Annotated in this window: 19 protein-coding genes; 10 read left to right on the top strand and 9 right to left on the bottom strand. The window is 72.5% G+C overall.

What is annotated here, in order from left to right; all coding sequences use genetic code 11:
- The first annotated feature begins 210 nt into the window (after positions 1 to 210).
- Entirely contained in the window at positions 211 to 690 is a 480-nt protein-coding gene (locus tag ACP4J3_RS26480; protein ID WP_426538539.1) for a DUF1772 domain-containing protein, read from the top strand.
- A 139-nt stretch (positions 691 to 829) separates the two neighbouring features.
- A complete protein-coding gene (locus tag ACP4J3_RS26475) occupies positions 830 to 2,317 on the top strand; it encodes a glutamate synthase subunit beta (RefSeq protein WP_426538538.1) in 1,488 nt (495 codons plus the stop codon).
- 32 nt (positions 2,318 to 2,349) lie between these two features.
- Here ACP4J3_RS26475 and ACP4J3_RS26470 read toward each other — a convergent pair whose 3' ends face one another.
- Positions 2,350 to 2,859, bottom strand: coding sequence for a carboxymuconolactone decarboxylase family protein (locus ACP4J3_RS26470; RefSeq protein WP_426538537.1), 510 nt, complete (start codon positions 2,857 to 2,859; stop codon positions 2,350 to 2,352).
- 47 nt (positions 2,860 to 2,906) lie between these two features.
- Between ACP4J3_RS26470 and ACP4J3_RS26465 the strand changes: the two genes are divergently transcribed.
- From ACP4J3_RS26465 to ACP4J3_RS26450, 4 genes are all read left to right on the top strand, one after another.
- Entirely contained in the window at positions 2,907 to 4,358 is a 1,452-nt protein-coding gene (locus tag ACP4J3_RS26465) for a PLP-dependent aminotransferase family protein (RefSeq protein ID WP_426538536.1), read from the top strand.
- 299 nt (positions 4,359 to 4,657) lie between these two features.
- Entirely contained in the window at positions 4,658 to 7,315 is a 2,658-nt protein-coding gene (locus ACP4J3_RS26460) for a PEP/pyruvate-binding domain-containing protein (protein WP_426538535.1), read from the top strand.
- Positions 7,312 to 8,247 (top strand): hypothetical protein, encoded by a 936-nt coding sequence (locus tag ACP4J3_RS26455; protein ID WP_426538534.1) that lies wholly within the window; start codon positions 7,312 to 7,314, stop codon positions 8,245 to 8,247. Before ACP4J3_RS26460 ends, ACP4J3_RS26455 begins: the two co-directional genes overlap by 4 nt.
- 95 nt (positions 8,248 to 8,342) lie before the next feature.
- Positions 8,343 to 9,047, top strand: a complete 705-nt coding sequence (locus tag ACP4J3_RS26450) for a fused DSP-PTPase phosphatase/NAD kinase-like protein (protein ID WP_426538533.1) — start codon at positions 8,343 to 8,345, stop codon at positions 9,045 to 9,047.
- Positions 9,048 to 9,111: 64 nt separating this feature from the next.
- Here ACP4J3_RS26450 and ACP4J3_RS26445 read toward each other — a convergent pair whose 3' ends face one another.
- The 3 genes from ACP4J3_RS26445 to ACP4J3_RS26435 all read right to left on the bottom strand — a co-directional run bounded on the left by ACP4J3_RS26445 (position 9,112) and on the right by ACP4J3_RS26435 (position 11,117).
- Positions 9,112 to 9,900 (bottom strand): SAM-dependent methyltransferase, encoded by a 789-nt coding sequence (locus ACP4J3_RS26445; protein ID WP_426538532.1) that lies wholly within the window; start codon positions 9,898 to 9,900, stop codon positions 9,112 to 9,114.
- A 101-nt stretch (positions 9,901 to 10,001) separates the two neighbouring features.
- Positions 10,002 to 10,256: a DUF397 domain-containing protein gene (locus ACP4J3_RS26440; RefSeq protein WP_426538531.1), complete on the bottom strand. Its 255-nt coding sequence runs from the start codon at positions 10,254 to 10,256 to the stop codon at positions 10,002 to 10,004.
- Positions 10,257 to 11,117, bottom strand: a complete 861-nt coding sequence (locus tag ACP4J3_RS26435) for a helix-turn-helix domain-containing protein (protein ID WP_426538530.1) — start codon at positions 11,115 to 11,117, stop codon at positions 10,257 to 10,259.
- A gap of 310 nt (positions 11,118 to 11,427) precedes the next feature.
- Between ACP4J3_RS26435 and ACP4J3_RS26430 the strand changes: the two genes are divergently transcribed.
- Complete coding sequence (locus tag ACP4J3_RS26430) at positions 11,428 to 12,066, top strand: ATP-binding protein (RefSeq protein WP_426538529.1); 639 nt, start codon at positions 11,428 to 11,430, stop codon at positions 12,064 to 12,066.
- Entirely contained in the window at positions 12,057 to 12,491 is a 435-nt protein-coding gene (locus ACP4J3_RS26425; protein WP_426538528.1) for a hypothetical protein, read from the top strand. Before ACP4J3_RS26430 ends, ACP4J3_RS26425 begins: the two co-directional genes overlap by 10 nt.
- Positions 12,492 to 12,512: 21 nt before the next feature.
- Here the strand turns inward: ACP4J3_RS26425 and ACP4J3_RS26420 are convergent, their stop codons facing one another.
- From ACP4J3_RS26420 to ACP4J3_RS26410, 3 genes are all read right to left on the bottom strand, one after another.
- Positions 12,513 to 12,698 (bottom strand): hypothetical protein, encoded by a 186-nt coding sequence (locus tag ACP4J3_RS26420; RefSeq protein WP_194047434.1) that lies wholly within the window; start codon positions 12,696 to 12,698, stop codon positions 12,513 to 12,515.
- Between the two features lie 153 nt (positions 12,699 to 12,851).
- Positions 12,852 to 13,541, bottom strand: a complete 690-nt coding sequence (locus ACP4J3_RS26415; protein WP_426538527.1) for a DUF899 domain-containing protein — start codon at positions 13,539 to 13,541, stop codon at positions 12,852 to 12,854.
- Positions 13,542 to 13,638: 97 nt separating this feature from the next.
- The gene (locus ACP4J3_RS26410) at positions 13,639 to 15,003 is read right to left on the bottom strand and encodes an amidohydrolase (protein ID WP_426538526.1); all 1,365 of its coding nucleotides are present in this window, start codon (positions 15,001 to 15,003) and stop codon (positions 13,639 to 13,641) included.
- Between the two features lie 155 nt (positions 15,004 to 15,158).
- On the opposite strand from ACP4J3_RS26410, the gene ACP4J3_RS26405 reads away from it, so the two are divergent.
- Positions 15,159 to 16,121 carry an endonuclease/exonuclease/phosphatase family protein gene (locus tag ACP4J3_RS26405; RefSeq protein ID WP_426538525.1) on the top strand — a complete coding sequence of 321 codons (963 nt, stop codon included), beginning with the start codon at positions 15,159 to 15,161 and terminating at the stop codon, positions 16,119 to 16,121.
- 36 nt (positions 16,122 to 16,157) lie between these two features.
- Here the strand turns inward: ACP4J3_RS26405 and ACP4J3_RS26400 are convergent, their stop codons facing one another.
- Together ACP4J3_RS26400 and ACP4J3_RS26395 are read right to left on the bottom strand one after the other, a co-directional pair.
- On the bottom strand, positions 16,158 to 18,374 hold the full coding sequence (locus tag ACP4J3_RS26400) for an FUSC family protein (RefSeq protein WP_426538524.1): 2,217 nt from the start codon (positions 18,372 to 18,374) through the stop codon (positions 16,158 to 16,160).
- A gap of 161 nt (positions 18,375 to 18,535) precedes the next feature.
- Complete coding sequence (locus ACP4J3_RS26395) at positions 18,536 to 18,754, bottom strand: response regulator transcription factor (RefSeq protein ID WP_426538523.1); 219 nt, start codon at positions 18,752 to 18,754, stop codon at positions 18,536 to 18,538.
- A 274-nt stretch (positions 18,755 to 19,028) separates the two neighbouring features.
- Between ACP4J3_RS26395 and ACP4J3_RS26390 the strand changes: the two genes are divergently transcribed.
- On the top strand, positions 19,029 to 21,452 hold the full coding sequence (locus ACP4J3_RS26390) for a SpoIIE family protein phosphatase (protein ID WP_426538522.1): 2,424 nt from the start codon (positions 19,029 to 19,031) through the stop codon (positions 21,450 to 21,452).
- The last annotated feature ends 46 nt before the right edge of the window (positions 21,453 to 21,498 follow it).

The raw sequence follows: 21,498 nt of genomic DNA, 5'->3' as shown, positions 1-21,498 counted from the left end.
GCACACCGCACTCAGAGCGCCCCACGCTCCCGACGCGGCGCCAACGCCGGCCCGCCGCCCGCCGCCCGCCGCCCGCCGCCCGCCGCCCGCTGGAGGCTCACGTATGCCCTCGCGGCGCTCAGCCATGGTCACTGTTCTCGTACAGGATTTCACTTGAGGTGACGGACGGGGCCGGGAGGATCCCGGCGGGATGCGGGAGTTGACGTTGACATGATCGATGGGCCGTACTTCGTACTGATCGTGATCGGTGTGGTCGGGACCGGCCTCGTGGCCGGGGTCTTCTGCGCGTTCTCGACCTTCGTGATGCGTGGGCTCGCCTCGCTGCCGCCCGCGCAGGGCGTCGCCGCGATGAAGGCGATCAATGTGACCGCGCTGATGCCGGCGTTCATGCTGGTGTTCATCGGGTCGGCGGTGATGTGCGCGGTGATCGCCGTGGTGACGTTCGTGCTGTGGCCGGACGAGGGGACGGCGGCGCTGCTGCTGGGCAGCGCGCTGTATCTGTTCGGCTCGTTCGGGGTGACCATGGTGGCGAACGTGCCCCGCAACGACGCGCTGCTCAAGCTGGAGCCGGGCACCCAGGAGGCGGCCGCCTACTGGCCGACGTATGTGCGCGAGTGGACGGCGTGGAACCACGTCCGGACGGTCGCCTCGGCCGCCGCGACGGTGTCGTACGTACTGGCCCTCAGCTAAGGGGCGAGACCGATGAGAAAGCGCTGTCCCTCCTCTCTGCGCAAGTGGCCGGTGAGTCGTATGGTGGCGGGAAGAGTGCCGCCCGACGACGCACGGCTCCGACACGTCACCCGTGCATGTGCACACAAGGAAGACGGCCATGGCCGATCCCAAGGGTTTTATGACCACCCCCCGCCAGGAGTGGCCGCGCCGGCCCGTCGAGGAGCGGGTCGGGGACTGGGACGAGGTGTACGTCCCGGGGGCGTTGCTGCCCATCATCAGCAAGCAGGCCGACCGCTGCATGGACTGCGGCATCCCGTTCTGCCACGAGGCCTGTCCGCTGGGCAATCTGATCCCCGAGTGGAACGACCTGGTGTCCAGGGAGGACTGGCGGGCGGCGGCGGACCGGCTGCACGCGACGAACAACTTCCCGGAGTTCACGGGACGGTTGTGCCCGGCGCCGTGCGAGGCGGGGTGCGTGCTGGCGATCAATCAGCCGGCCGTCACCATCAAGAACGTCGAGTGTGCCATCGCCGACCGGGCCTGGGAGGAGGGGTTCGCCCCGCCACGGCCGCCGGACCGGCTGTCGGGGCGGACCGTCGCGGTGATCGGCTCGGGGCCCACGGGGCTCGCGGCGGCGCAGCAACTGACGCGGGCGGGGCACACGGTCGCGGTGTACGAGAAGGACGACCGGATCGGCGGGCTGATGCGGTACGGCATCCCCGAGTTCAAGATGGAGAAGCGCCATCTGGAGCGGCGGATCGAGCAGATGCGGGCCGAGGGGACGAAGTTCCGTACGTCGACGGCGGTCGGGCGGGACGTCGGGGCGGCGGAGCTGCGGTCGCGCTACGACGCCGTGGTCGTCGCCACCGGGGCCACCGCCTGGCGTGAACTTCCGGTTCCCGGGCGGGAGTTGAGCGGCATCGAGCAGGCGATGGCATATCTGCCGCTGGCCAACCGGGTGTGCGAGGGGGATCTGGAGACGTCCCCCCTGTCCGCCGCCGGGAAGCATGTCGTCATCGTCGGCGGCGGGGACACGGGGGCCGACTGCCTGGGCACCGCCGTACGGGAGGGCGCCGCGTCCGTGACCCAGTTGGACATCTACGCCCAGCCGGGCACCGAGCGGGACGAGGACGCCGAGCCCTGGCCGACGTACCCGAAGATCTACCGGCTGTCGGCCGCGCACGAGGAGGCGCGCGATCTTCGGACGGCGCCCGCGGCGGACGCGGACGCCCGGCTGTTCGCAGCGTCCACGCTCCGCTTCACGGGCGACGCCGACGGGCACGTACGGTCGCTGCACCTGGTGGAGGTGGACGCCGAGCGCCGCCCGCTGCCGGACACCGGGCGGACGCTGCCGGCCGACCTCGTACTGCTCGCCCTCGGATTCTCCGGGCCCGACCGGACCGACGGGCTGATCGAGCAGTTGGGGCTGGAGCTGGCGCCGCGCGGCACGATCACGCGGGACGCGGGGTTCGCGACGAATGTGCCGGGCGTGTTCGCGGCGGGGGACGCCGCCCGGGGGCAGTCGCTCATCGTGTGGGCGATCGCGGAGGGGCGGGCGGTGGCAGCGGCCGTCGACGGCTATCTGACGGGGAGTTCGCGGCTGCCGGCGCCCATATCGCCGTACGACCGGCCGATGACGGTGTAGCAAGCCGGACAGCGGCGGACAGCGGCACGGAACTAGCGCCGCTCGTCCGTCCCCGCCACCTTCCCCGTGGCCAGCGCCACCCTGTTCCAGGTGTTGATCGTCATGATCAGGGCGAGGAGGTGGGCGAGTTCCTCGTCGTCGAAGTGGGCCGCCGCCTGTGCGTAGACCTCGTCGGGGACTCCTCCGTCGGCCACCAGGGTGACCGCCTCCGTCAGGGCCAGGGCGGCCTGTTCCTTCTCGGTGAAGAAGTGACGGGCCTCGCGCCAGACGGCGACCATGTGCAGCCGGTCCTCGCTCTCGCCGGCCTTGCGGGCGTCGTTGGTGTGCATGTGGAGGCAGTAGGCGCAGTGGTTGAGGTGCGAGGCGCGGATCTGGATCAGTTCGACGAGGGCGGGGTCGAGCCCGGCGCGGGCGGCCGCGTCGAAGCCGACGATGGCGCGGAAGACCTTCGGGGCGGACTTCGCGAAGTCCAGACGAGTGCGGGCCACTTCGGCCTCGGTGATGGTCTCGGCCAAGTTGATGTCGATGGTGTTCGTCGTCATGCAGACCAACCTATGGGCCGGAAAGACCGGCTGTAGGGTGCATTTCCATGGCGGAATCATGGGTCAATTCGGCGGAGCGGATCGGTGCCGACCTGCACCTGGACCTCTCGGAGTCGTCCGGGCCCGGCGGCCGGCGGGCCGCGCTGATCCGTGCCCTGCGCGAAGCCGTGCGCGGTGGGCGGCTCGCGCCCGGCACCCGGCTGCCGCCGTACCGCTCGCTCGCCGCCGACCTCGGCGTCGCCCGCAACACGGTGGCCGACGCCTACGCGGAACTGGTCGCGGAGGGCTGGCTCACCGCCCGGCAGGGTTCGGGCACGAGGGTCGCCGAGCGAGCCGAGCCCCTGCGGCGCGCCCGGCCGGTGACCCGCAAGACGCCGTCACGCGCGCGTGGGCCTCGCCACGACCTGCGGCAGGGCACCCCGGACGCGTCGGCGTTCCCGCGCACGGACTGGCTGGCCTCCTACCGGCGGGCACTGCAGCAGGCGCCGAACGAGGTCTTCGGGCCCGGCGACCCCGCCGGACGCCTAGAACTGCGCGAGGCGCTCACCGAGTACCTGGCACGCGCGCGTGGAGTGCGCACCGAGCCGGGCCGGATCGTGATCTGCTCCGGCTTCGCACACGCCCTGCGGCTGCTCTTCGGAGAGGGAGTGCTGCGCGGCCCGCTGGCCGTGGAGGCGTACGGGCTGGGCTTCCACCGGGAACTCCTCGCCGCCGAGGGCGTACGGACCGTACCGCTCCCCCTCGACGACGACGGCGCACGCGTCGACCGGCTGGCGCGCGAGCGTGCCGTACTGCTCACGCCCGCGCACCAGTTCCCGACCGGCGGCCCGCTGCACCGCGAGCGCCGCGCCGCCGTCGTCGACTGGGCACGCGCGCGTGGCGGCGTGATCCTGGAGGACGACTACGACGGGGAGTTCCGCTACGACCGCAAGCCCGTCGGCGCCGTCCAGGGCCTCGACCCCGAACGCGTGATCTTCATCGGCTCGGTCAGCAAGAGCCTGTCGCCGGCGGTGCGGCTGGGGTGGATGGTGCTGCCCGAGCGGTACGTCGACGACGTCCTCGCGGCCAAGGGCGAGCGCGAGGCATGGGCGAGCGTGCTCGATCAGCTCAGCCTCGCCGACTTCATCGCCTCCGGGGCGTACGACCGTCATGTGCGACGCATGCGGCAGCGGTACCGGAGCCGCCGCGACCGCCTCGTGGCCGCGCTCGCCGAGCACGCGCCCCACATCGAGGTCACCGGTGTCTCCGCCGGACTCCACGCGGTGCTGCGGCTGCCGCCCGGCACCGAGCGGTCCACGGTCAAGGCGGCCACCTGGCAGGGCATCGCCCTGGACGGCCTCGCCGCGTTCCGGCACCCGGAGGCCACGGAGCCGGACATGCCGGTGCGCGACGGCATCGTCGTCGGCTGTGCCACGCCCTCGGAGCACGCGTACGAGGCGGCGCTGGAGGCGCTGTGCCGGGCGCTGCCGCCGGGCGAGGAGGCTCCTGCCCGCGGATGAGCCGCCGCGCCACCACGTCCTGCCCACGAAGGAGGGGACGACGGCGAGTTCTGCTGTCGAAGGACGAGTTCCGCCGGTCCGGCATACTGCCGCATTCTGATTTGTTCTCCTATCTGTCCGAAATATGACTTCTGGGCTACATGTATCCGAACAGGAGTGGGATCATCGGGGCAGGAGGCGTGTCGTAGTCGCACCCCGCCGGGGCGGTGGCGGCTCGCCCCCATCCTTCGTTCCGCCGTCAGGCGCAGGGCCACCCCCGCGCGTCCCCCCTGTTGGCGGTCGGTCCTGGAGGGTGTGCGATGACGACGCTCGATGAACGTCATGGAGAAGGTGCCCGCGACGGGGAAGAGCACCGGGGCGACGTCGCCCTCGGCCAGGTCGACCAGCACGGCCCGGCCATAGTCCCGCTCGACCAGCCCGGCACCGCACTCCCCCGTCTCATGGGGTCCAAGGCCGCGAACCTCGCCCGCGCGGCCCGCGCCGGACTGCCCGTACTCCCCGGATTCGTGATCCCGCACCGCGGAAACGGCGACATTGTCGCCCTGCGGCGCGCCTGGGACGAGCTCTCCGACGGCGGCACCCGCCCGCTCGTCGTACGGTCCTCCTCTCCGCAGGAGGACAACGAGGAGTCGTCCCTGGCGGGCCAGTTCGACTCGGTGCTCGATGTGCGCGGCTGGCGGGACTTCCTCACGGCCGTGCGGACCGTGCTCGACTCGGCGCACCGGTCCGACGGGTCCACGGCGCCGATGGCGGTGCTGGTGCAGCCCATGCTCGTCGCGCGGGTCGGCGGGGTGATGTTCGGCGCCGACCCGGTGGCGGGGCGGGCCGACCGGTTGCTGGTCAGCGCGGTGCGCGGCGGGCCGGACAGCCTGGTCGACGGCACCCGGACCGGCACCGGCTACTGGCTGAGCAGGCACGGACGACTGCTACGGACCGAGCCCGCCGAGGACGAGGCGGCCGGGCCCGCCCACGACAGGCGGAGCGCGTCCGCCGACGGCGACTCGTGGACGGACTCCCCTGCCGGCCAGCGAGCCGAGCCGGCAGGGGCCAGGACCCGTGCGGAGGCCGGGGCCGAGGTCGGGACCAGGGCCGGGGCTGGGGCCGAGGCCAGGCCCAGGGCCGGGGCCGAGGCCAGGACCGGGACCAGGACCGGGACCAGCGCCGGGGACGACGCCAGGACCAGGGCCGGGACTAGGACCGGGGCCGAGGCCAGGACCGAGGCCGGGACCAGGGCCGGGACCAGGGCCGGGACCAGGGCCGGGGCCAGGACCGGGGTCAGGGCCGATGCCGACGTCGGCTCATTGCTCACCCGCGGTGAGTTGTTCCGGCTGGCGCGGCTCGCTCGGCGGGTCCGGCGGGTCTTCGGCGGGCCGCAGGACGTCGAGTTCGGGTTCGACGCGGACGGGCGGCTGTGGCTGTTCCAGAGCAGGCCGATCACCGCGATGGCGGCCCGGCCGGCGCGCGGGGCGCGGCTGCTCGGGCCCGGCCCGGTGGCCGAGACGCTGCCCGAGCAGCTCGCGCCGCTGGAGGAGGACCTGTGGGTGGCGCCGATGGCCCGTGGGCTCGCCGCCGCGCTCGACATCGGGGGCACCGCGCCGCGCCGGCTGCTGAGGTCGGTGCCGGTGGTCACCACGGTCGGCGGGCGCGCAGCCGCCGATCTGCGCCTCCTCGGCGCGGTTCCGCCGCGCCACCGCTGGCTGGCGCTGCTCAACCCGGCACCCGGAGCGCGCCGGCTCAGCGCGGCCTGGCGGGTGGGCCGCCTCGCCGCGTCCCTGCCCGGCCTCGCGACCGACCTCGTCGCCGACGTCGACCGCCGCCTCGCCGAGTTCCCGTCCCCCGCGACGCTCCCCGGCACCGCCCTGGCCGCGGAGCTGCGCTGGACCCGCCGGGTCCTGGTCTCCCTGCACGCCCAGGAAGCCCTCGCCGGCGCCCTTCTCCATGAGCCGCCGAAGAGCCCCACAGCGGCCGGCACGGCCCTCGCCGCGCTGGCCGACGCCCGCGCGCGGGGCGTGCCCGACGACCAGGTGGTCGCCACGGACCCGGTCGTCCTGGCCCTCACCGCCCCGAGCCTGCGTGACCGGGGACGACTGCCGGACGCCACGGTCGAGCCCGGGCCGGTCACGAGCGGCCCCGGGCAGGCACTCGGGAAGGAAACGCATGGACAGCCGCGGCACACGACATCCGCAGCACCGGCGATCCCGAACGACCTGACCAGCGCGGCCCTGGCCATCTACGCCACCCCCTTCACGAAAGCAGCCCCGTTCACGAAAGCAGTCCCGTTCACGAAAGCAGCCCTCTTCACGGGAGCAGCCAAAGCCCCGACCCCCACCAAACGCCCCCTGACCACCGCCCTCCCGCCCCGCGAAGCCCTCCGCCTCCGCGTCCGCTGGGTGCAGGAGCTCCAGGTGCGGATGGTCCGTGAGGTGGCCCGGCGGCTGGGGATGGACGCCGAGCGCGTGGGGCTGTTGCGCTGGGCGGAGCTGGCCGACCTGCTGAACGGGGCCCGGCTGCCCGACGACCTCCACGAGCGGGTGCCGCGGCCCGCGTCGCCCCCGCTGCCGGACGAGTTCCGGCTCGCGGGCGGTCAGGTCGTCGCCGCCGAGCGCGGCGCCCGCCGGGGCGGCGGTGTGCGGGGCGTGTCCGCGGGGCGGGTCGTCGGGACCGTATGGGACGGGACGGGGCCTCGGCCGGCGGACGCCGTGCTGGTGGTGCGGTCCCTCGACCCCGCGCTCGCCCCGCTGCTGCCCGGCCTCACCGGCCTGGTCGCGCAGACCGGCAGCCCGTTGTCGCATCTGGCCGTCCTGGCGAGGGAGTTCGGGCTCCCCGCGGTGGTCGGGGCCGAGGACGCCGTGCGCCGCTTCCGGCCCGGCTCGCGCCTCGCGGTCGACGGGACCGCCGGCGACGTACGGCTGACCGAGGGGGCCGCCGGTGACCTACGACTGGGGGACGCGTCATGAGAAGGATCGCGTACGTCTTCGGCGCCCTGGCCGCGGCCGGCGCGGGCACCTACCTGATCGTCTATCTGTACCGGTGGCAGTGGCAGCGGGCGTTGATCTGCGGGGTGCTGCTGCTGGTCGTCGAGGTGATGCTGTTCGGTCTGGTGACGCTGGGGCGGCTGAGCCGGATCGAGGAGCGGCTGCGCGACACCGACCGGCGCCAGCGGGAGCTGGACGCCCGCCAGGAGGACGTGCTGACGCGGCTGCGGGAGCCGGCCGTGGCCGAGGAGGAGAAGCGGTTCCGGTGGCTGGAGGATCCGGCGGAGCGGTCGTATGTCTTCGTGCCGGTCCTGATGGTCGCCGGAGTGGTGCTGTCCGGACTCGCCTGGGTGGTGCAGAAGGTCGCGGCGACCACGGCCCGGCCCGCCGAGCGGCGCCTGGCCGGGCGGCTGGCGGTCCTCTCCGCGCCCGACCCGGCCGCGCCCGGCGACCTGGAGGACCTGCCGGCCCCGGGCAACGGGTCCCGACGCCGTACCGTGCGCCTGACCGCCGTCTCGGTCGTCTCCGCCGCGCTGCTCGCCGCACTGGTCACGGGACTGGCCGACGTCACCCAGACACGGGCCGAGGAGGCCAACGAGCACGAGGCGACCTCGGTGCTCGTCCGGGTCGATCTGCGGGGCACGGACATGTCGGCCGACCGCAAGGCGCTGGCCGCCCGGCAGATCTGGGAGGGCTGTCGGGACTCCACGGCCATGACGCTGCGGCACGCGCCCCTCGGCAACCTGGGGGACGGCATGTTCGCCGGGGTCGTACGGCCCGCGCTCACCGACCACGACCTCCTGCGGCTGCGCGGCTGCCTGGAGGACACGACCCTGGAGCGCGCCCATCTCACGGTGATCGCTGTCAGTGACGTGGAGTCGGGCGACGACTCACGGCGACCGAGAGACAAGTGAGACCTATCGCACAAAAACGGACGTAGTACACATTGATCATATTCCCCGGGGTACTCTTCCTCTGCGCCCACGTCCCCTAGTCCCCCGGGTCGCCCATGGCTGTTCTCTCTGCCACCCTGCCCCGCCCTGCCTTCGGCAGGCGCCCTCTCTCGCGGCGCGCGCTGCGCATCCTCCTCGGCCTGGTGATCGGTTACCTCGCCCTGTGGATAGCAGGCGCCGGCACCATCCTGGGCCTGTCCCTCCTGGCCCGCGAAGCCACCGCCGCGCCCGCCGGCACACGCGCCGTCCAGGGTGTGAACCACTTCCAGCCCGTGGACTCCGACGGCAAACTGTGGCGCGGCTCCGCGCCCTCCGAGGCCGGTTACCGGGCACTGGCGGGCATGGGCATCGCCACCGTCGTCGACCTGCGCGCCGAGCGCATGAGCGCGGCCGAGCTGGCCGAACCGGGCGAGGCGGGGCTGAATGTCGTACGCCTGCCGATCCGTGACGGTCAGACGCCGTCGCCGAACCAGGTGCAGCGCTTCCTCGACGTCGTCTCCTCGGCGTCCGGCCCGGTGTTCGTGCACTGCGGCGCGGGGGTGGGCCGTACCGGCGCGATGGTCGCGGCGTACCTCGTGAAGACCGGTGAGGAGTCGCCGTCGCAGGCGGTCCGGCGCAACCTCGCGGTCGGACCGCCCTCGATCGAGCAGATCTACTACGGGCTGAACGTCAGCCCGGCCAAGGCGGAGCAGCCCCCGCTGCCGGTGGTGATCGTCAGCCGCCTGGTGGACGCGCCGCGACGCATGCTGTCGTACCTGTAGATCAGAAGGCCATCAGGCCCTGAGCCCTTGCGTGAGCCCTACGGCGTGCGTCCCGCCCTGAGCCCTACGGCTTGCGTCCCACCGCCCCGTACCCGGGAATGACCCCGTCGTCCTGTCCGGGTACGGGCTCTCCCAGGTCGGGGTGCCACTGGTGCGGCACCTGGACGCCCGGCGGGACGAGTTCGAGGCCTTCGAAGAAGCGGGTGAAGTCCTCGCGGGAGCGCAGGGCCAGCGTGACGCCGGCCGCCTTGAGCTTCTCGGTCGCCGCCTTCGACTCCTCGGGAGTGAAGTCGGCGGTCGCGTGCGTGATCACCAGGTAACTGCCGGAGGGGAGTTCGGCCATCAGCCGGCGCACCAGTTCGCGCGCGCCGTCCTCGTCGGAGACGAAGTGCAGCAGCGCGATGAGGGAGAGGGCCACCGGACGGCTGAAGTCCAGGACCTTCCTGGCCCCTTCGACGATGGCGCCGGGGTCGCGCACATCGGCCTGCAGATACTCGGTGGCGCCCTCCTGCGTGCCGCGCAGCAGGGCCGCCGCGTGGGCCAGCACGATGGGGTCGTTGTCGCAGTAGACGACGCGCGCGTCGGGGGCGATGCGCTGGGCGACCTGGTGCAGGTTCGGCTCGGTGGGGATGCCGGTGCCGATGTCCAGGAACTGGCGTACGCCCTGCTGGGCGAGCCAGCGGGTGCTGCGGTGCATGAAGGCGCGGTTGACCCGCGCCATCACCGGGACGCGCGGGTCCAGGGCGAGCATCTGCTTCCCCATGGCTTCGTCGACGGGATGGTTGTCCTTCCCGCCGAGATACCAGTCGTACATCCTCGCGGGATGCGGCTTGCCGGCGTCGATCTCGGTCACGGGGCACTCCGTAATACGCAATGGATTATCAAGTAAGCACCAAGTCAAGGAAGTTGTGCGAGCAATAGGCAAGTGGCCGCGGCCCGAGCGGCCGAAGCGGGTCAGGAAAGGAGGAAGTCCGCCTCCCCCGCCTTCGCGCCCTCGATGAACGCCGTCATCTCGTCCGTGGTGTAGATCAGCGCCGGCCCGTCCGGGTCGGTCGACTGACGGACGGCGATCCGGCCGTCGGCGAGCTTCATCGCCTCCAGGCAGTTGCCGCCGTTGCCGCCGCTCCACGGCTTGAGCCAGCCCTCGCTGCCCAAGTCCCGTGCGGGCATGCCGTTGTAGACGCGTATACGCGGCCTGATGCGGTTCATTCACAGCTCCTTGCGGAGATCCCGAAGGATCTCCTTCGTGCGATGTGCCGTAGCGGCGTGCGCCGCCATGCGGTCCATGACCTCGAGATGGGTGGCCACCTCGGCACGCGCGTCGAGATAGACGGCGCCGGTCAGGTACTCGCTGTAGACCATGTCCGGAAGTTCCGGCACGGCGAATCGGAACAGCACGAAGGGCCCGTACGTGCCGGGGTGCGGCCCCTTGGCGAAGGGCGCGACCTGCAACGTGACGTTGGGCAGCTTCGTGGCCTCGAGCAGCCTGTCGATCTGGGCACGCATCACCTCCGGGCCGCCCACGTGGCGGCGCAGCACGGTCTCGTCCATCACGACCCACAGCCGGGGCGCGTCCTCACGGGTGAGCAGTTGCTGGCGTTGCAGGCGCAGGGCGACATGGCGCTCTATGTCGTCGGGGCTGGTCTGGGCGATGGCGCCGGACCTGAGCACTCCGCGCGCGTAGTCCCCGGTCTGCAGCAGACCGGGCACGAAATGCGGTTCGTACGAGCGGATGAGGCTGGCGGCGCCCTCCAGGCTGACGTACATGGAGAACCAGCCGGGCAGGATGTCGTGGAACCGCTGCCACCAGCCGGGTTTGTTGGCCTCCTCGGCCAGCAGCACAAAGGCTTCGGCCTCCTCGTCGGAGATGCCGTAGGCCTTCAGGAGCAACTGGAGATACGGGATCTTGAGGGCGACCTCGGCCATCTCCATACGGCGGACCGTGGCGGGGGCGACACGCAGGACGCGGGCGGCCTCCTCACGCTTGAGCCCGGCGCGTTCGCGCAGGTCCAGCAGGCGCCGACCCAGGACGACCTGGCCGACCGTCGGCGCGGACCGCGGCTCGCTCACGCTCCACCTCCACGAACGTATCCCTAAATCTCTACGTATGAATCCCTACGTATCCCTACGTACCCCTGTGCATCCCTGCAGACCGACTGAATAGTGCCAGACGGACCCAATCACGGCAGACCAACCGAACGCTGACAGGCCGACGGCGCCATTCGAGGACCGGTTCGAAGATCGCGGTGGATCTTCGGTGATCCCAACTGGCGCCGTTCGACATGCTGTTGCGAGCAGTGTGCCACGGCCTTCCAGAGAGTCACACAGCACTCTGCATTTTTCAGAGTGACACTTGCCAAGTGTTCACGGCGGGGCGATAGTGGCAAGCGTGATTCCGTCCCCGCCGTTAGGAACAGACGCCACCGCGGTCCCCCACAGCCTCGGTGCCACCACGGGAGTCGGCCCTCAGCGGGGTGCGGCTGCCGGGCGCCGGTTCCGTTTCGAACTGGCCGCACATCCGGGTTCGCCCGCGCAGGCCAGACGTCTGACCCGGGCGCGCCTGAACGGGTGGTCGGTGTGCGAGGACACCTGCGACACGGCGGCTCTGGTCGTGTCCGAGCTGGTCACCAACGCGATCGTGCACACCGCCAGTGAGCACATAGTGTGCGAGCTGCACGACGGGGCCGAGCTGGTGCGCATAGCCGTGCGTGACGAGGGCTGCGCTCCGGGTGAGCCCCACCCGGCGGCGGCGCGTCCCGAGGACGAGCACGGGAGGGGGCTGCTCCTCATCGACGCCCTCTGCCACGCATGGGGAGCCCGGGAGCACGGGTCCGGGCTGATGGTCTGGGCGGATCTGCCGCGCACGGCCGCGTTCGGGGACGTTCCCGGGTTCGACCGCGGGCCGTACAACGACCTCGGCTGGGGCTCCCGCCCCAAGCCCGGTCCGCCCGGTGGCCCGGGCGACGGGGACGCATCCGAGGCGCGACACGGCACGGGGACGGGATCCACATGGCTGTGAGCGGCGCTCCGGGCAGCGGTCGGGCGCTGAGCCTGGACACGCTGGTCCGTCTTCGCCGCCGTATCCCCACGACCGCCGCCCCGCGCCGCCTGCCCGTTCCGGAGGGGATGACAGCTCCCCTGGGCTGCGACGCGGTGGCGGTCCCCGCCCGCTTCGGACCCCTGCTCCTGCCCCGGCTGCCGCGGGTGGGGTGCGTGTACGCCGACGACGCGCACTGGTGGTGGATCGTCCCGTCCGACTCCGACTACGCGCTTCAGTGGCCGGAGTCGGTGCGCTACACGACCGGGGCGGTCGTCCTGGACAGCCCACGCCTGATCCACCGCCCGGACGGGACGGTGCCTTATACGCCGCCGATTCCCCTGTATCTGGCGCTCTGCAGGATCACGGGGACCACGCCCACCTGGTCCGACCAGCTCAGCGCATAGGTTCGCCGCCTCTGCCGAGGCTCACGCGGCCGCGTCCGCCGTGGCGTCGCCGCGGACGATCACCAGGAACGCGTCCGTCGCGAGGTCCATCACGACCTCGGCGGGCAGACCCTCCATGCGCCGCGCGTGTGCGAACTCCTCCGCCGGCCACGACCCTCGCGGCCCGCCCGCGGGAAAGCGTTCGAGCACTGTTCGCCCGTTCACCATCCTGACCTCCAGAAAGCGTCGTACTTGTAGGAGTTAACGCCAGCCGGAGGCCAATAGCCTCGCTCAGTGACAGTACTGAGACGTAGTTGACACTCGTTCACCGCGCTGTGTGAGCACTCGCTCACTCTCGACGATCAACCGCTACACCTCGTGTCACTGCTCGTACTCATCGTGATAGCGGATGCGCTCACTGCCCGCAGGCGCCCCAAGAGCCGACGCGCGCCCCTTGGGTTCCTCCCACTCCTCCTGCCGGCCCAGCGCGGTGAGGTCCAGGAAGCCGGTGGTCGAGCCGAGCCCGTCGAGGCCGCGCTCATAGGTCGAGTAGGTGTGGAAGACACGGTCCCGGTCCCGCAGGAAGCAGCTGACGCCGGGCCGCTCCACCGGCTCGCCCTCGTGCTCCAGGGTCACCTCGAAGTCGCGGTTGAAGCCGGTGCCGTACGACGAGTACCAGGGCACCGTCCAGCCCATCCGCGCCTTGAACGGAAGGATCTTCGTGAACGGCGCCCGGGAGACGGCGACAAGGCTCGTCCCGCGTGCGTTCAGATGCGCCAGGTGCCCGATCTGGTCCAGGAACGCGGAGCAGCTCCGGCACCCGGCGTCCCATTCGGGGGCGAACATGAAGTGGTGGACGACGAGTTGCCGGCGCCCCTCGAAGAGGTCGAGCAGGGTGGCCTTGCCGTCGCCGCCCTCGAAGACGTACTCCTCCTCGACCTCGACCATGGGCAGTCTGCGCCGCTCGGCGTTGAGCGCGTCACGCGCGCGCGTGGCCGCCTTCTCCTTGACCAGCAGTTCCTCACGCGCCGCGCGCCACTGCGCACGCGAGACGATCTCCGGAAGCGACATGGGCGCCCCTCCTGTGCAACGGTCCGTTCGGGGTGGTGACCGGTGGGAGGGGCGGAACTCATCGGCGGGCCGGAGAAATTCACCGGATTCACTGTTTTCAGGTGTCGTACTCCTGGATCCGCTTGCCGTGGCTGCGGTCCAGCAGCGCCGGCATCCGTTCGTCCATCTCCCGTACGACGGCGGGCACATCGATGGTCAGCAGCTCCCGGTCCCGCATCAGGATCCGGCCGTCCACGATCGTCGTGCGCACATCGGAGGAGCGGGCGCTGTGCACGAGGGTGGCGGCGAGGTCGTGGATCGGTTGGGTGTGCGGGCCGGTGAGGTCGACCAGGATGATGTCGGCGCGGCGGCCAGGGGCGAGGGTGCCGAGGGTGTCGCCGAGGCCGATCGCGCGGGCGCTCTGGAGGGTGGCGTGGTGCAGGGCTTGACGGGAGGTCAGCCAGCGTGGGTCGCCGGTGGTCGACTTCTGGATGAGGGCGGTGAGGGCCATCGACTCCCAGACGTCGAGGGAGTTGTTGGAGGCGGCGCCGTCCGTGGCGAGGCCGACGGGGATGCCGAGGTCGTGCAGGGCGCGGACGGGTGTGGTCGTGGGCCAGGCGAACTTGAGGTAGCCGCGAGGGGCGGTGGCGACGGCGACGCGGCCCGTGGCGTCCCGGAGCACGGGCAGGTCGCGGTCGAGGATCCCCGTGCCGTGGGCGATGAGGACGTCGGTGTCGAGGATTCCGGTACGTCGGAGGACCTCGATCGGGGTGACGCCGTGGCGGGCGAGACCGGCTTCGGCCTGGTCGCGGTTCTCGGAGGCGTGCAGGTGGACGGGGAGGCCGTGCTCGCGGGCGAGTTCGGCGGTGGCGGTGAGGTCGGCGTCGTCGACCGTGTAGGGGGCGTGCGGGGCGAGGGCGGTGGTGATACGGCCGCCGGCGCCGCCGCGGTGCCGCAGCGCGAACTCCGCTGACCGCTCCCGCCCTTCGGGCCCCTGCGAGGAGAAGAAGGCCTCGCCGAGGTGGGCCCGCATCCCGCACTCGTCGACGACGGCGGCGACGGCGTCCATCGAGAAGTAGTGGTCGGCGAAGCAGGTGACCCCGCCCCGGATCATCTCGGCGCAGGCCAGCCGCGCCCCCAACGCCACGTCCTTCTCGGTGAGGTTGGACTCGATCGGCCAGACGACGTCGTTGAACCACTCCTCGGTGGGCAGGTCCTCGGCGACCCCGCGCAGGGCGACCATCGGGGCGTGGGTGTGGCAGTTGACCAGGCCGGGGAGGGCGACCTGACCGGCCGCGTCGACGCGCTCGACGGCGGCCCGGTCGCGTACGGCGTCGGCGGTCGTGACGGACTCGACGGCTCCGCCCCGTACGACGATCGCGGCGTTCTCCTCGAACCCGATCCGCTCTTGGTCGTCGTGCACGAGGACGGCGCATCCAGTGATGATGAGGTCGGCGGCAGCTTCTGCGGGAGAAGGCGTCATCACGCCAACGTACGACGCGGTCCTCGGGTCGCGTGAGGTGAACCGCGCATCCGGTCACGGGTCTGTCGCAGGGCCCCGCCCCACGGGCACCCTGGCCTCACCACGGTCGGCGCGACGGGCCTCGACACCCACGGCTCTTCCGAAAGGAGCCCGGCATGCTCCTCGGCACCTGGAACCTGGAGAACCTCTACCGGCCCGGCGGCGAGTTCGGCCCCAGGGACAAGGCGGCGTACGAGACGAAGCTCGCGGCACTGGCGGCGGTCGTCACCGACCTCGACCCGGCGCTGCTCGGCGTACAGGAGGTCGGGGACCCGGAGGCCCTGCGGGACCTGGTCGGGCTGCTGGGCGGCGACTGGCACGCGGCACTCTCCGAGCACCCGGACGGCCGGGGCATACGGGTCGGCTTCCTCAGCCGCACCGCGCTCCGGGTCCTGCACGACGTGTCCGCCTTCCCGCAGAAGCTGGTCCCGGTGCAGAAGGACGACGAGGGCGGCACGGTGTCGCAGTCCGGCCGGGGCTTCCTCGCGGTGGAGACGGAGCCGAGGTCGGGCGCCGCCGGGCCGCTGCGGGTGGCGGTCGCCCACCTCAAGTCGAAGCTGCTGTCGTACCCCGGCGACCGCTTCCAGCCGCGTGACGAGGGCGAACGGGCCCGCTACGGCGCGTACGCCCTCTACCGGCGTGCGGCCGAGGCGACGACGCTGCGCGCACTGGCCGACGTACTGCTGGCCGGTGACGGACGCGAGCATGACGTGGCGGTCCTGGGCGACCTGAACGACGAGGTGCAGGCCGCGACCACCCAGATCCTGCTGGGCCCGCCCGGCTCGGAGATCGGCACACCCGGCTTCAAGGTCAAGGACAAGGGCGACGCGGGCCGCCTGTGGAACGTGGCGCCGCTGATCCCCGCCGAACAGCGGTTCTCCCGGATCAACTCCGGCCGGCGTGAGCTGATCGACCACATACTGTGCAGCCACCGCCTGATCCACCGGGCGACGGCGGCGGGGACGGGAGTGCCGGGGGCCGTTGCGCCGAAACTGCCGTCGGTCGGGGCGGATCCGCAGGTACGGCGGGGCGAGGCGGGGTCGGACCATGCGCCGGTGTGGGTGCGGGTCGGGGGCTAGGCCCTGTCGTGCGCGCGGAGAAGGGCGGCCGCGGCCTCACCCGGCAAGGGGGACCTCGGGGATCCGTAGCCCGACCCGGTCACGTTCCTCCGCGAGTTCCTCCAGCAGGTCGTTGAGCCGGCCGATGTGCCAGGGCGTGAGCCGACCCGAGTCGTCGAGGTGGACGGCGCACGCGGTCGTCGTGTCGACCAGCCGTTCGAGGGTGGCGACGACCTCGTCCGCGCCCTCCGCGTGCCGGGCGAGCGCGGGGAGTTCGGCGGCGGCGAGGGCGATGGCGGTACGGGCCTCGGCGAGCGCACGGTAGGCCTCGCGGCGGAGGGTCCAGCGGCGGGCACGGGCGTCGGGGGCGCTCGCGAGGCCGCGGGGGTCGTGAACGTCTGCGTGAAGGGGACGAGGGGCCCGAGAGTTGTGCCTACCGCTGCGGGCACCGGCCTCACGAACCGCGGGCCCATCACTCCCACGGGTTGCAGGCCCATCGCCCCCACGAGCCGCAGGCCCATCACCTCCACGTGCCACAGACCCGCCGTCGCCGCAGGCCACAGACCGGTCGCCCCCGCGGTCCACAGACCCGCCGTCCCCGCAGTCCACAGACCGGTCGCCCCCGCGGTCCGCAGACGGGTCACCCCCACGAGCCGCAGCCCCGTCGACCTCACGCACCGCAGCCCCACCAGCCTCACGCACCGCAGCCCCATCAACCTCACCCAGAACATGCCCGAGGTACGCATACGCGGCGCGCCCCGCCGCGCCGAGCCGCGCCCGCACTCCCCCGCCCCGCTGCCCCGGCATCGGCAGATGTCCGACGACGAGCACGATCGCGCAGGCCAGCAGGGTCTCCCCGATCCGGCTCAGGGAGGCCTGTGGTTCGCCGCCCACCATGACCAGGGCGAGCACGAGGACGGTCACGACGGCGGTCTGCGCGGCGAAGTGCCGGGTGGCGACGGGAATCAGGGCGCCGCTGAGAGCGACGAGCGCGATGAGCCCTTCCGGCCGGGGCAGCACGGCCGCGAACCCGGCGAAGAGCAGGGCTCCCAGCACGGTGCCGGCGGCCCGGCACAGCACCCGGGACACGAGCGGCCCGAGGTCGGGCTTGACGAGGAAGACGGCGGTGGCCGGCAGCCAGTACCAGTGCTCGTGCTGCCCGTACCACTGGGCGTGGTGCAGGGCCTGGGCGATGCCGGCGCCGGCCCCGAAGCAGAGGGCGACGCGCAGCCCGTACTCCCTGCCGCCGGCCCCGAAGACGGACCGGACGAGGTCCCGCACCGTACGGCGCCGGGTGTGCAGGTCCCGGTTCTCCCGGCCCCGGTCGAAGGCCTCGGCGGCGTGCAGCAGTGCGTCGTCGAGGGCGCGCAGGGCGGGCGCGGACCGGGAGGGCGCGGGGAGGGGCCCGGTGTGGGTGTTGCCGCGCACGGCGGCGGCGAGCCGCCGGGGCCCCTCGGAGGCCCGTGCGGGCACGGGATCGCCGGCCCAGGCGAGCGCGGTGGCGGCCTCGCCGAGCGGCAGGGCGGCGGCGTACTGCGCGTGCAGCCGCCGCTCGGCGGACGAGGAGGCGTAGCGCCGCAGCCGGGGCCCGGTGAGGGCGTCCTGGGCATGGTCGAGCGCGGCGGTGAGCGCGGCGCGGCGTGCGGTGGCCCGCGGGGTGCCCGCGGCGTCGAGGAGTTCGGCGACGGCGTCGTACACATCGGCGACGGCCGCCCGCTCCCCGTCGAACCGGAAGTCCCCGACGAGGGACCCGGGCGTGGGAAGCGCGAGCCGGAGCAGGAGCAACCACACGGCACCGCCGAGATAGGCGGCGGCCCGCTCCCACCCGCTGTCGGGCAACGGCATCCCGGCCCCGATGGCGGCGGCGACGAGCAACTGCGTACCGGCCGCGGAGGCCACCGGTCCGACGGCGCTGATGCCGCCGGCGACCAGCCCGAGGCAGGTCAGCAGGAGCATGAGCGGCACGGCCCCGAGGTGGTCCCCGGCATACGTCCCGACGAACAGCCCGCCCGCCCCCACCGCCGCAGGCACCCCGAGCCGCTTGACGGATGCCCGGCGGCTACCGGGACGGTCGTTGATCCCGGCGAGCATGGCGGCGACGGCGGCGACGACGCCGAGGGAGGTGCGGCCGACGAGATCCGCGGCGAGGAGCAACGGCCCGGCGGCCAACGCCCCCCGCGTGATCGCGCTCCAGGGAACCGGGCCGCGCTGGGCGCGCAGGGCATGGGCGAGCCAGGGCGGAAGGGCCAGAACCGGACGTGCGGGGCAGGACACGGGGCTCCTGTCGGGCGAGGGCGGGGTCGGATGCCTTCGGGCGACAGTGGCCGGGCGGCGGGTGCGAGGTCCACGGTAGGGCGGGGTCTTGGAGGGGATGGGACGGTCGTATTTCGAGGATGTGACGATGCTTGGAAAGGCCACGTTCTTTATGAACGCAACTACGTGTGCGGCTCCAGGCCGAGGGCGATGGCGAGGCGGGTGAGTTCCGCCGTGGTGTTGACGTGGAGCTTGGCTCGGATGCGGCGGAGGTAGGTGTCGACGGTGTGCTGGGAGAGCCCCATGTGGCGTGCCGTTTGGAAGTAGGTGCAGCCTGAGGCGATGTGGCGCAGAGTCTCCAGCTCGCGGGGAGTGAGCGTGGGGGCTTCGGTGGAATTCATCGGGGGGTGTTCTCCGGGCGGGGCGGGGCTGGGCTGGGCGGGGTCGGCTCGGCCGTTTCTGCTCACACCCTTGGAAGCAGAAGACAAATGTCCGAATTATTCGCTTTGGCTAGTTATAAAGAGACTGTCTGGACGACGTCATAGCCATGTCCGCCCGATGTCACAGCCGTGTCACAGGCGGCCCGGTACGGCTTCCGGTTGGTGGTCGGCGCGCCCCGGGATCATGCTGGTCAAGGGGGGTGGTGCGGGTACGTGAACCGCGAGAGGAGCGGTGATGGCGCAAGCTTCCTCCCAGTTCGGTGCACCGCAGGCGGCGTGCACGGCCACGGTGGATGAGCGGGGCATTGTGACGGGGTGGAGCGAGGGGGCTGGGCGGCTCCTGGGTTACAGGCCGGCCGAAGTGGTGGGGCATCCGGCGGCGCGACTGCTGGCCGAGGACGCCGGGGAGCGGGCGAAGCGGGTTGCGGCCGGGAGTCGGTCGTGGAGCGGCACGGCGGTGTTGCTGCACCGGGACGGCCGACGTCTGCAACGGCGGCTACTGGCGCGTCGGCGCACTGCCGGTGGCGTCGCGGCCGACTGGCTGGTGGTGGCGGGAGCGGCTGAGCGGCTGTCGTCGCCGCTGCCGGCGCAGGTTCTGGCCGGAGGTGAGGCGTTGGGGGATTGGGCTTTTCGCCAACTGCCCTGCATCGCCGGTGTCTTTGGCGCGGATCTGCGGCTGGTGGGGGCGAATGCCGGGTTGGAGGACGCGCTGTCACTGAATGAGGAGGAGATGCGTGGATGGCGCCTCGCGGAGCTTGCGCCGCATCCGCTGAGTGATCGGGCCGAGGCGGGCATGCTGCGGGTGCTGGAGGGGAGCGGGATGCAGTATGTCGCGGACTTGATCGGTCCGGGGGGTGTGGGTGCGGAGGGCGGCCGGCCGACGTCGCTGGCTCCGCTGAGGGACGCGGACGGCCAGGTGTGTGCGGTGTGTCTGGTGGCGCACCGGATGGCGGAGGGCTCCCCGGCCCGACAGCGGATGCTGCTTCAGGGCCAGGCCCGAATCGGCGGCGCCGAGGACGCCGAGGGCGCCGCGCAGGAGCTGGCGGAGGTTGTGGTGCCCGCTGTGGCGGACTTCGCCGCTGTAGAGGTGCTGGATTCCTTCTGGCGCGGCGGAGCGGCGGACCTTGTCGGGTCGGCCGAGTCGGCGGAGCGGGTGAACTGGGGCCGTATCGCGGTGCGGTCCGTCCTCGGCGACGGCGGCGCCCTTGCCGCGGCGGGGCAGTCGGTGCGCCACCCGGCCGTCTCGCCGGTGACCCGGTGCCTGCTCGAGGGGCAGCCGGCCGTGTACGAGGCGAGCGGGCCGGCCATCGCCCGGTGGGCGGACGAGGATCCCCAGGCCACCTGGATCGGCCGGGCAGGGGTGCGTTCGGTGATGGTGGTGCCGTTGCGCGCGCGGGGCGGCGTGCTGGGTGCGGTGCTCCTGGGCCGTCACCGGCGCCGGGAGCCCTTCGAGGCGGACGATGTATGGCTGGCCGAGCAGCTTGCGGGCGCGGCGGCCGAGGGCATCCACCAGACCCGGCATCGCGGACGGGAGCACACCACCACCGTGACCCTGCAGCGCAGCCTGCTGCCGCAGACACTGCCCGATCAGCAGGCCTTGGACGTCGCCACCCGTTACCTGCCGGCCGGTGGCCGGACGGGAGTGGGCGGCGACTGGTTCGATGTGATCCCGCTGTCGGGCACCCGGGTCGCCCTGGTGGTGGGCGATGTCGTCGGTCACGGCATTCGTGCGTCGGCGACCATGGGCAGGGTACGGACCGCGGTACGCACCCTGGCCGATGTCGATCTGCCGCCCGATGAACTGCTGACCCACCTCGACGATCTCGTGGTGCACCTGTCCGCCGAAGAGGCCGGGCCACAGGAGGCCACGGAAGGTGCCGCGGGCATCGGCACCACCTGCCTGTACGCGGTCTACGACCCCATCTCCCGCCACCTGACGCTGGCCCGGGCCGGCCACCCCCCACCCGCCGTGGTCGCCCCCGACGGCGCGGTGCACTTCCTCGATGTCCCGCCCGGCCCGCCCCTGGGCCTCGGCGGCCTGCCGTTCGAGACCGTCGAGACCGAACTGGCCGAGGGCAGCCTGATCACCCTGTACACCGACGGTCTGCTCGAAGCGCGCGACCACGACATCGACGAGGCCCTGGACAAGATGTTCGCCGCCCTCGCCCGCCCCGCCTCGGCGCCGGACGCGGTCTGCGACAGCCTCCTCGCCGCCATGCTGACCCACCCGCCGGACGACGACATCGCCCTGCTCGTCGCCCGCACGCGCAGCCTCGGCGCCGACCGGGTCGCCACCTGGGAGATTGCTTTCGATCTCTCGGTCGTCGCCGAGGCACGCCGGCTGGCCGCCGACCAGCTGACCGCCTGGCATCTGGAAGAGGCCACGTTCATCACCGAACTCATCGTCAGCGAACTCGTCACCAACGCCCTGCGCTACGGCCGCCGGCCGGTCCGACTACGCCTGATCCACGAGGGCCGGACCCTCATCTGCGAGGTCTACGACTCCAGCAGCACCGCCCCGCACCTGCGCCGCGCCCGGGTCTTCGACGAGGGAGGACGGGGCCTGCTGCTGGTCGGCCGGCTCGCCCAGCGCTGGGGCACCCGGCACACGGCCACCGGCAAGACCGTCTGGGCCGAACAGTTCCTCGACCAGGGCTGAAAGCCCCTGACCGGACTGAGGCCTGTCAAGCCCGAGCGCCGGGATC

This window comes from Streptomyces sp. UG1, assembly GCF_049974585.1.
Taxonomy (GTDB): domain Bacteria; phylum Actinomycetota; class Actinomycetes; order Streptomycetales; family Streptomycetaceae; genus Streptomyces.
This window is presented reverse-complemented; position numbering and strand designations above follow the sequence as displayed.

What these genes read in the sequence shown, in the direction of transcription:
- ACP4J3_RS26480 (WP_426538539.1), top strand. Translation starts at nt 211, where the DNA reads ATGATCGATGGGCCGTACTTCGTACTGATCGTGATCGGTGTGGTCGGG.
- ACP4J3_RS26475 (WP_426538538.1), top strand. Translation starts at nt 830, where the DNA reads ATGGCCGATCCCAAGGGTTTTATGACCACCCCCCGCCAGGAGTGGCCG.
- ACP4J3_RS26470 (WP_426538537.1), bottom strand. Translation starts at nt 2,859, where the DNA reads ATGACGACGAACACCATCGACATCAACTTGGCCGAGACCATCACCGAG.
- ACP4J3_RS26465 (WP_426538536.1), top strand. Translation starts at nt 2,907, where the DNA reads ATGGCGGAATCATGGGTCAATTCGGCGGAGCGGATCGGTGCCGACCTG.
- ACP4J3_RS26460 (WP_426538535.1), top strand. Translation starts at nt 4,658, where the DNA reads ATGACGACGCTCGATGAACGTCATGGAGAAGGTGCCCGCGACGGGGAA.
- ACP4J3_RS26455 (WP_426538534.1), top strand. Translation starts at nt 7,312, where the DNA reads ATGAGAAGGATCGCGTACGTCTTCGGCGCCCTGGCCGCGGCCGGCGCG.
- ACP4J3_RS26450 (WP_426538533.1), top strand. Translation starts at nt 8,343, where the DNA reads ATGGCTGTTCTCTCTGCCACCCTGCCCCGCCCTGCCTTCGGCAGGCGC.
- ACP4J3_RS26440 (WP_426538531.1), bottom strand. Translation starts at nt 10,256, where the DNA reads ATGAACCGCATCAGGCCGCGTATACGCGTCTACAACGGCATGCCCGCA.
- ACP4J3_RS26425 (WP_426538528.1), top strand. Translation starts at nt 12,057, where the DNA reads ATGGCTGTGAGCGGCGCTCCGGGCAGCGGTCGGGCGCTGAGCCTGGAC.
- ACP4J3_RS26420 (WP_194047434.1), bottom strand. Translation starts at nt 12,698, where the DNA reads ATGGTGAACGGGCGAACAGTGCTCGAACGCTTTCCCGCGGGCGGGCCG.
- ACP4J3_RS26415 (WP_426538527.1), bottom strand. Translation starts at nt 13,541, where the DNA reads ATGTCGCTTCCGGAGATCGTCTCGCGTGCGCAGTGGCGCGCGGCGCGT.
- ACP4J3_RS26410 (WP_426538526.1), bottom strand. Translation starts at nt 15,003, where the DNA reads ATGACGCCTTCTCCCGCAGAAGCTGCCGCCGACCTCATCATCACTGGA.
- ACP4J3_RS26405 (WP_426538525.1), top strand. Translation starts at nt 15,159, where the DNA reads ATGCTCCTCGGCACCTGGAACCTGGAGAACCTCTACCGGCCCGGCGGC.
- ACP4J3_RS26395 (WP_426538523.1), bottom strand. Translation starts at nt 18,754, where the DNA reads ATGAATTCCACCGAAGCCCCCACGCTCACTCCCCGCGAGCTGGAGACT.
- ACP4J3_RS26390 (WP_426538522.1), top strand. Translation starts at nt 19,029, where the DNA reads ATGGCGCAAGCTTCCTCCCAGTTCGGTGCACCGCAGGCGGCGTGCACG.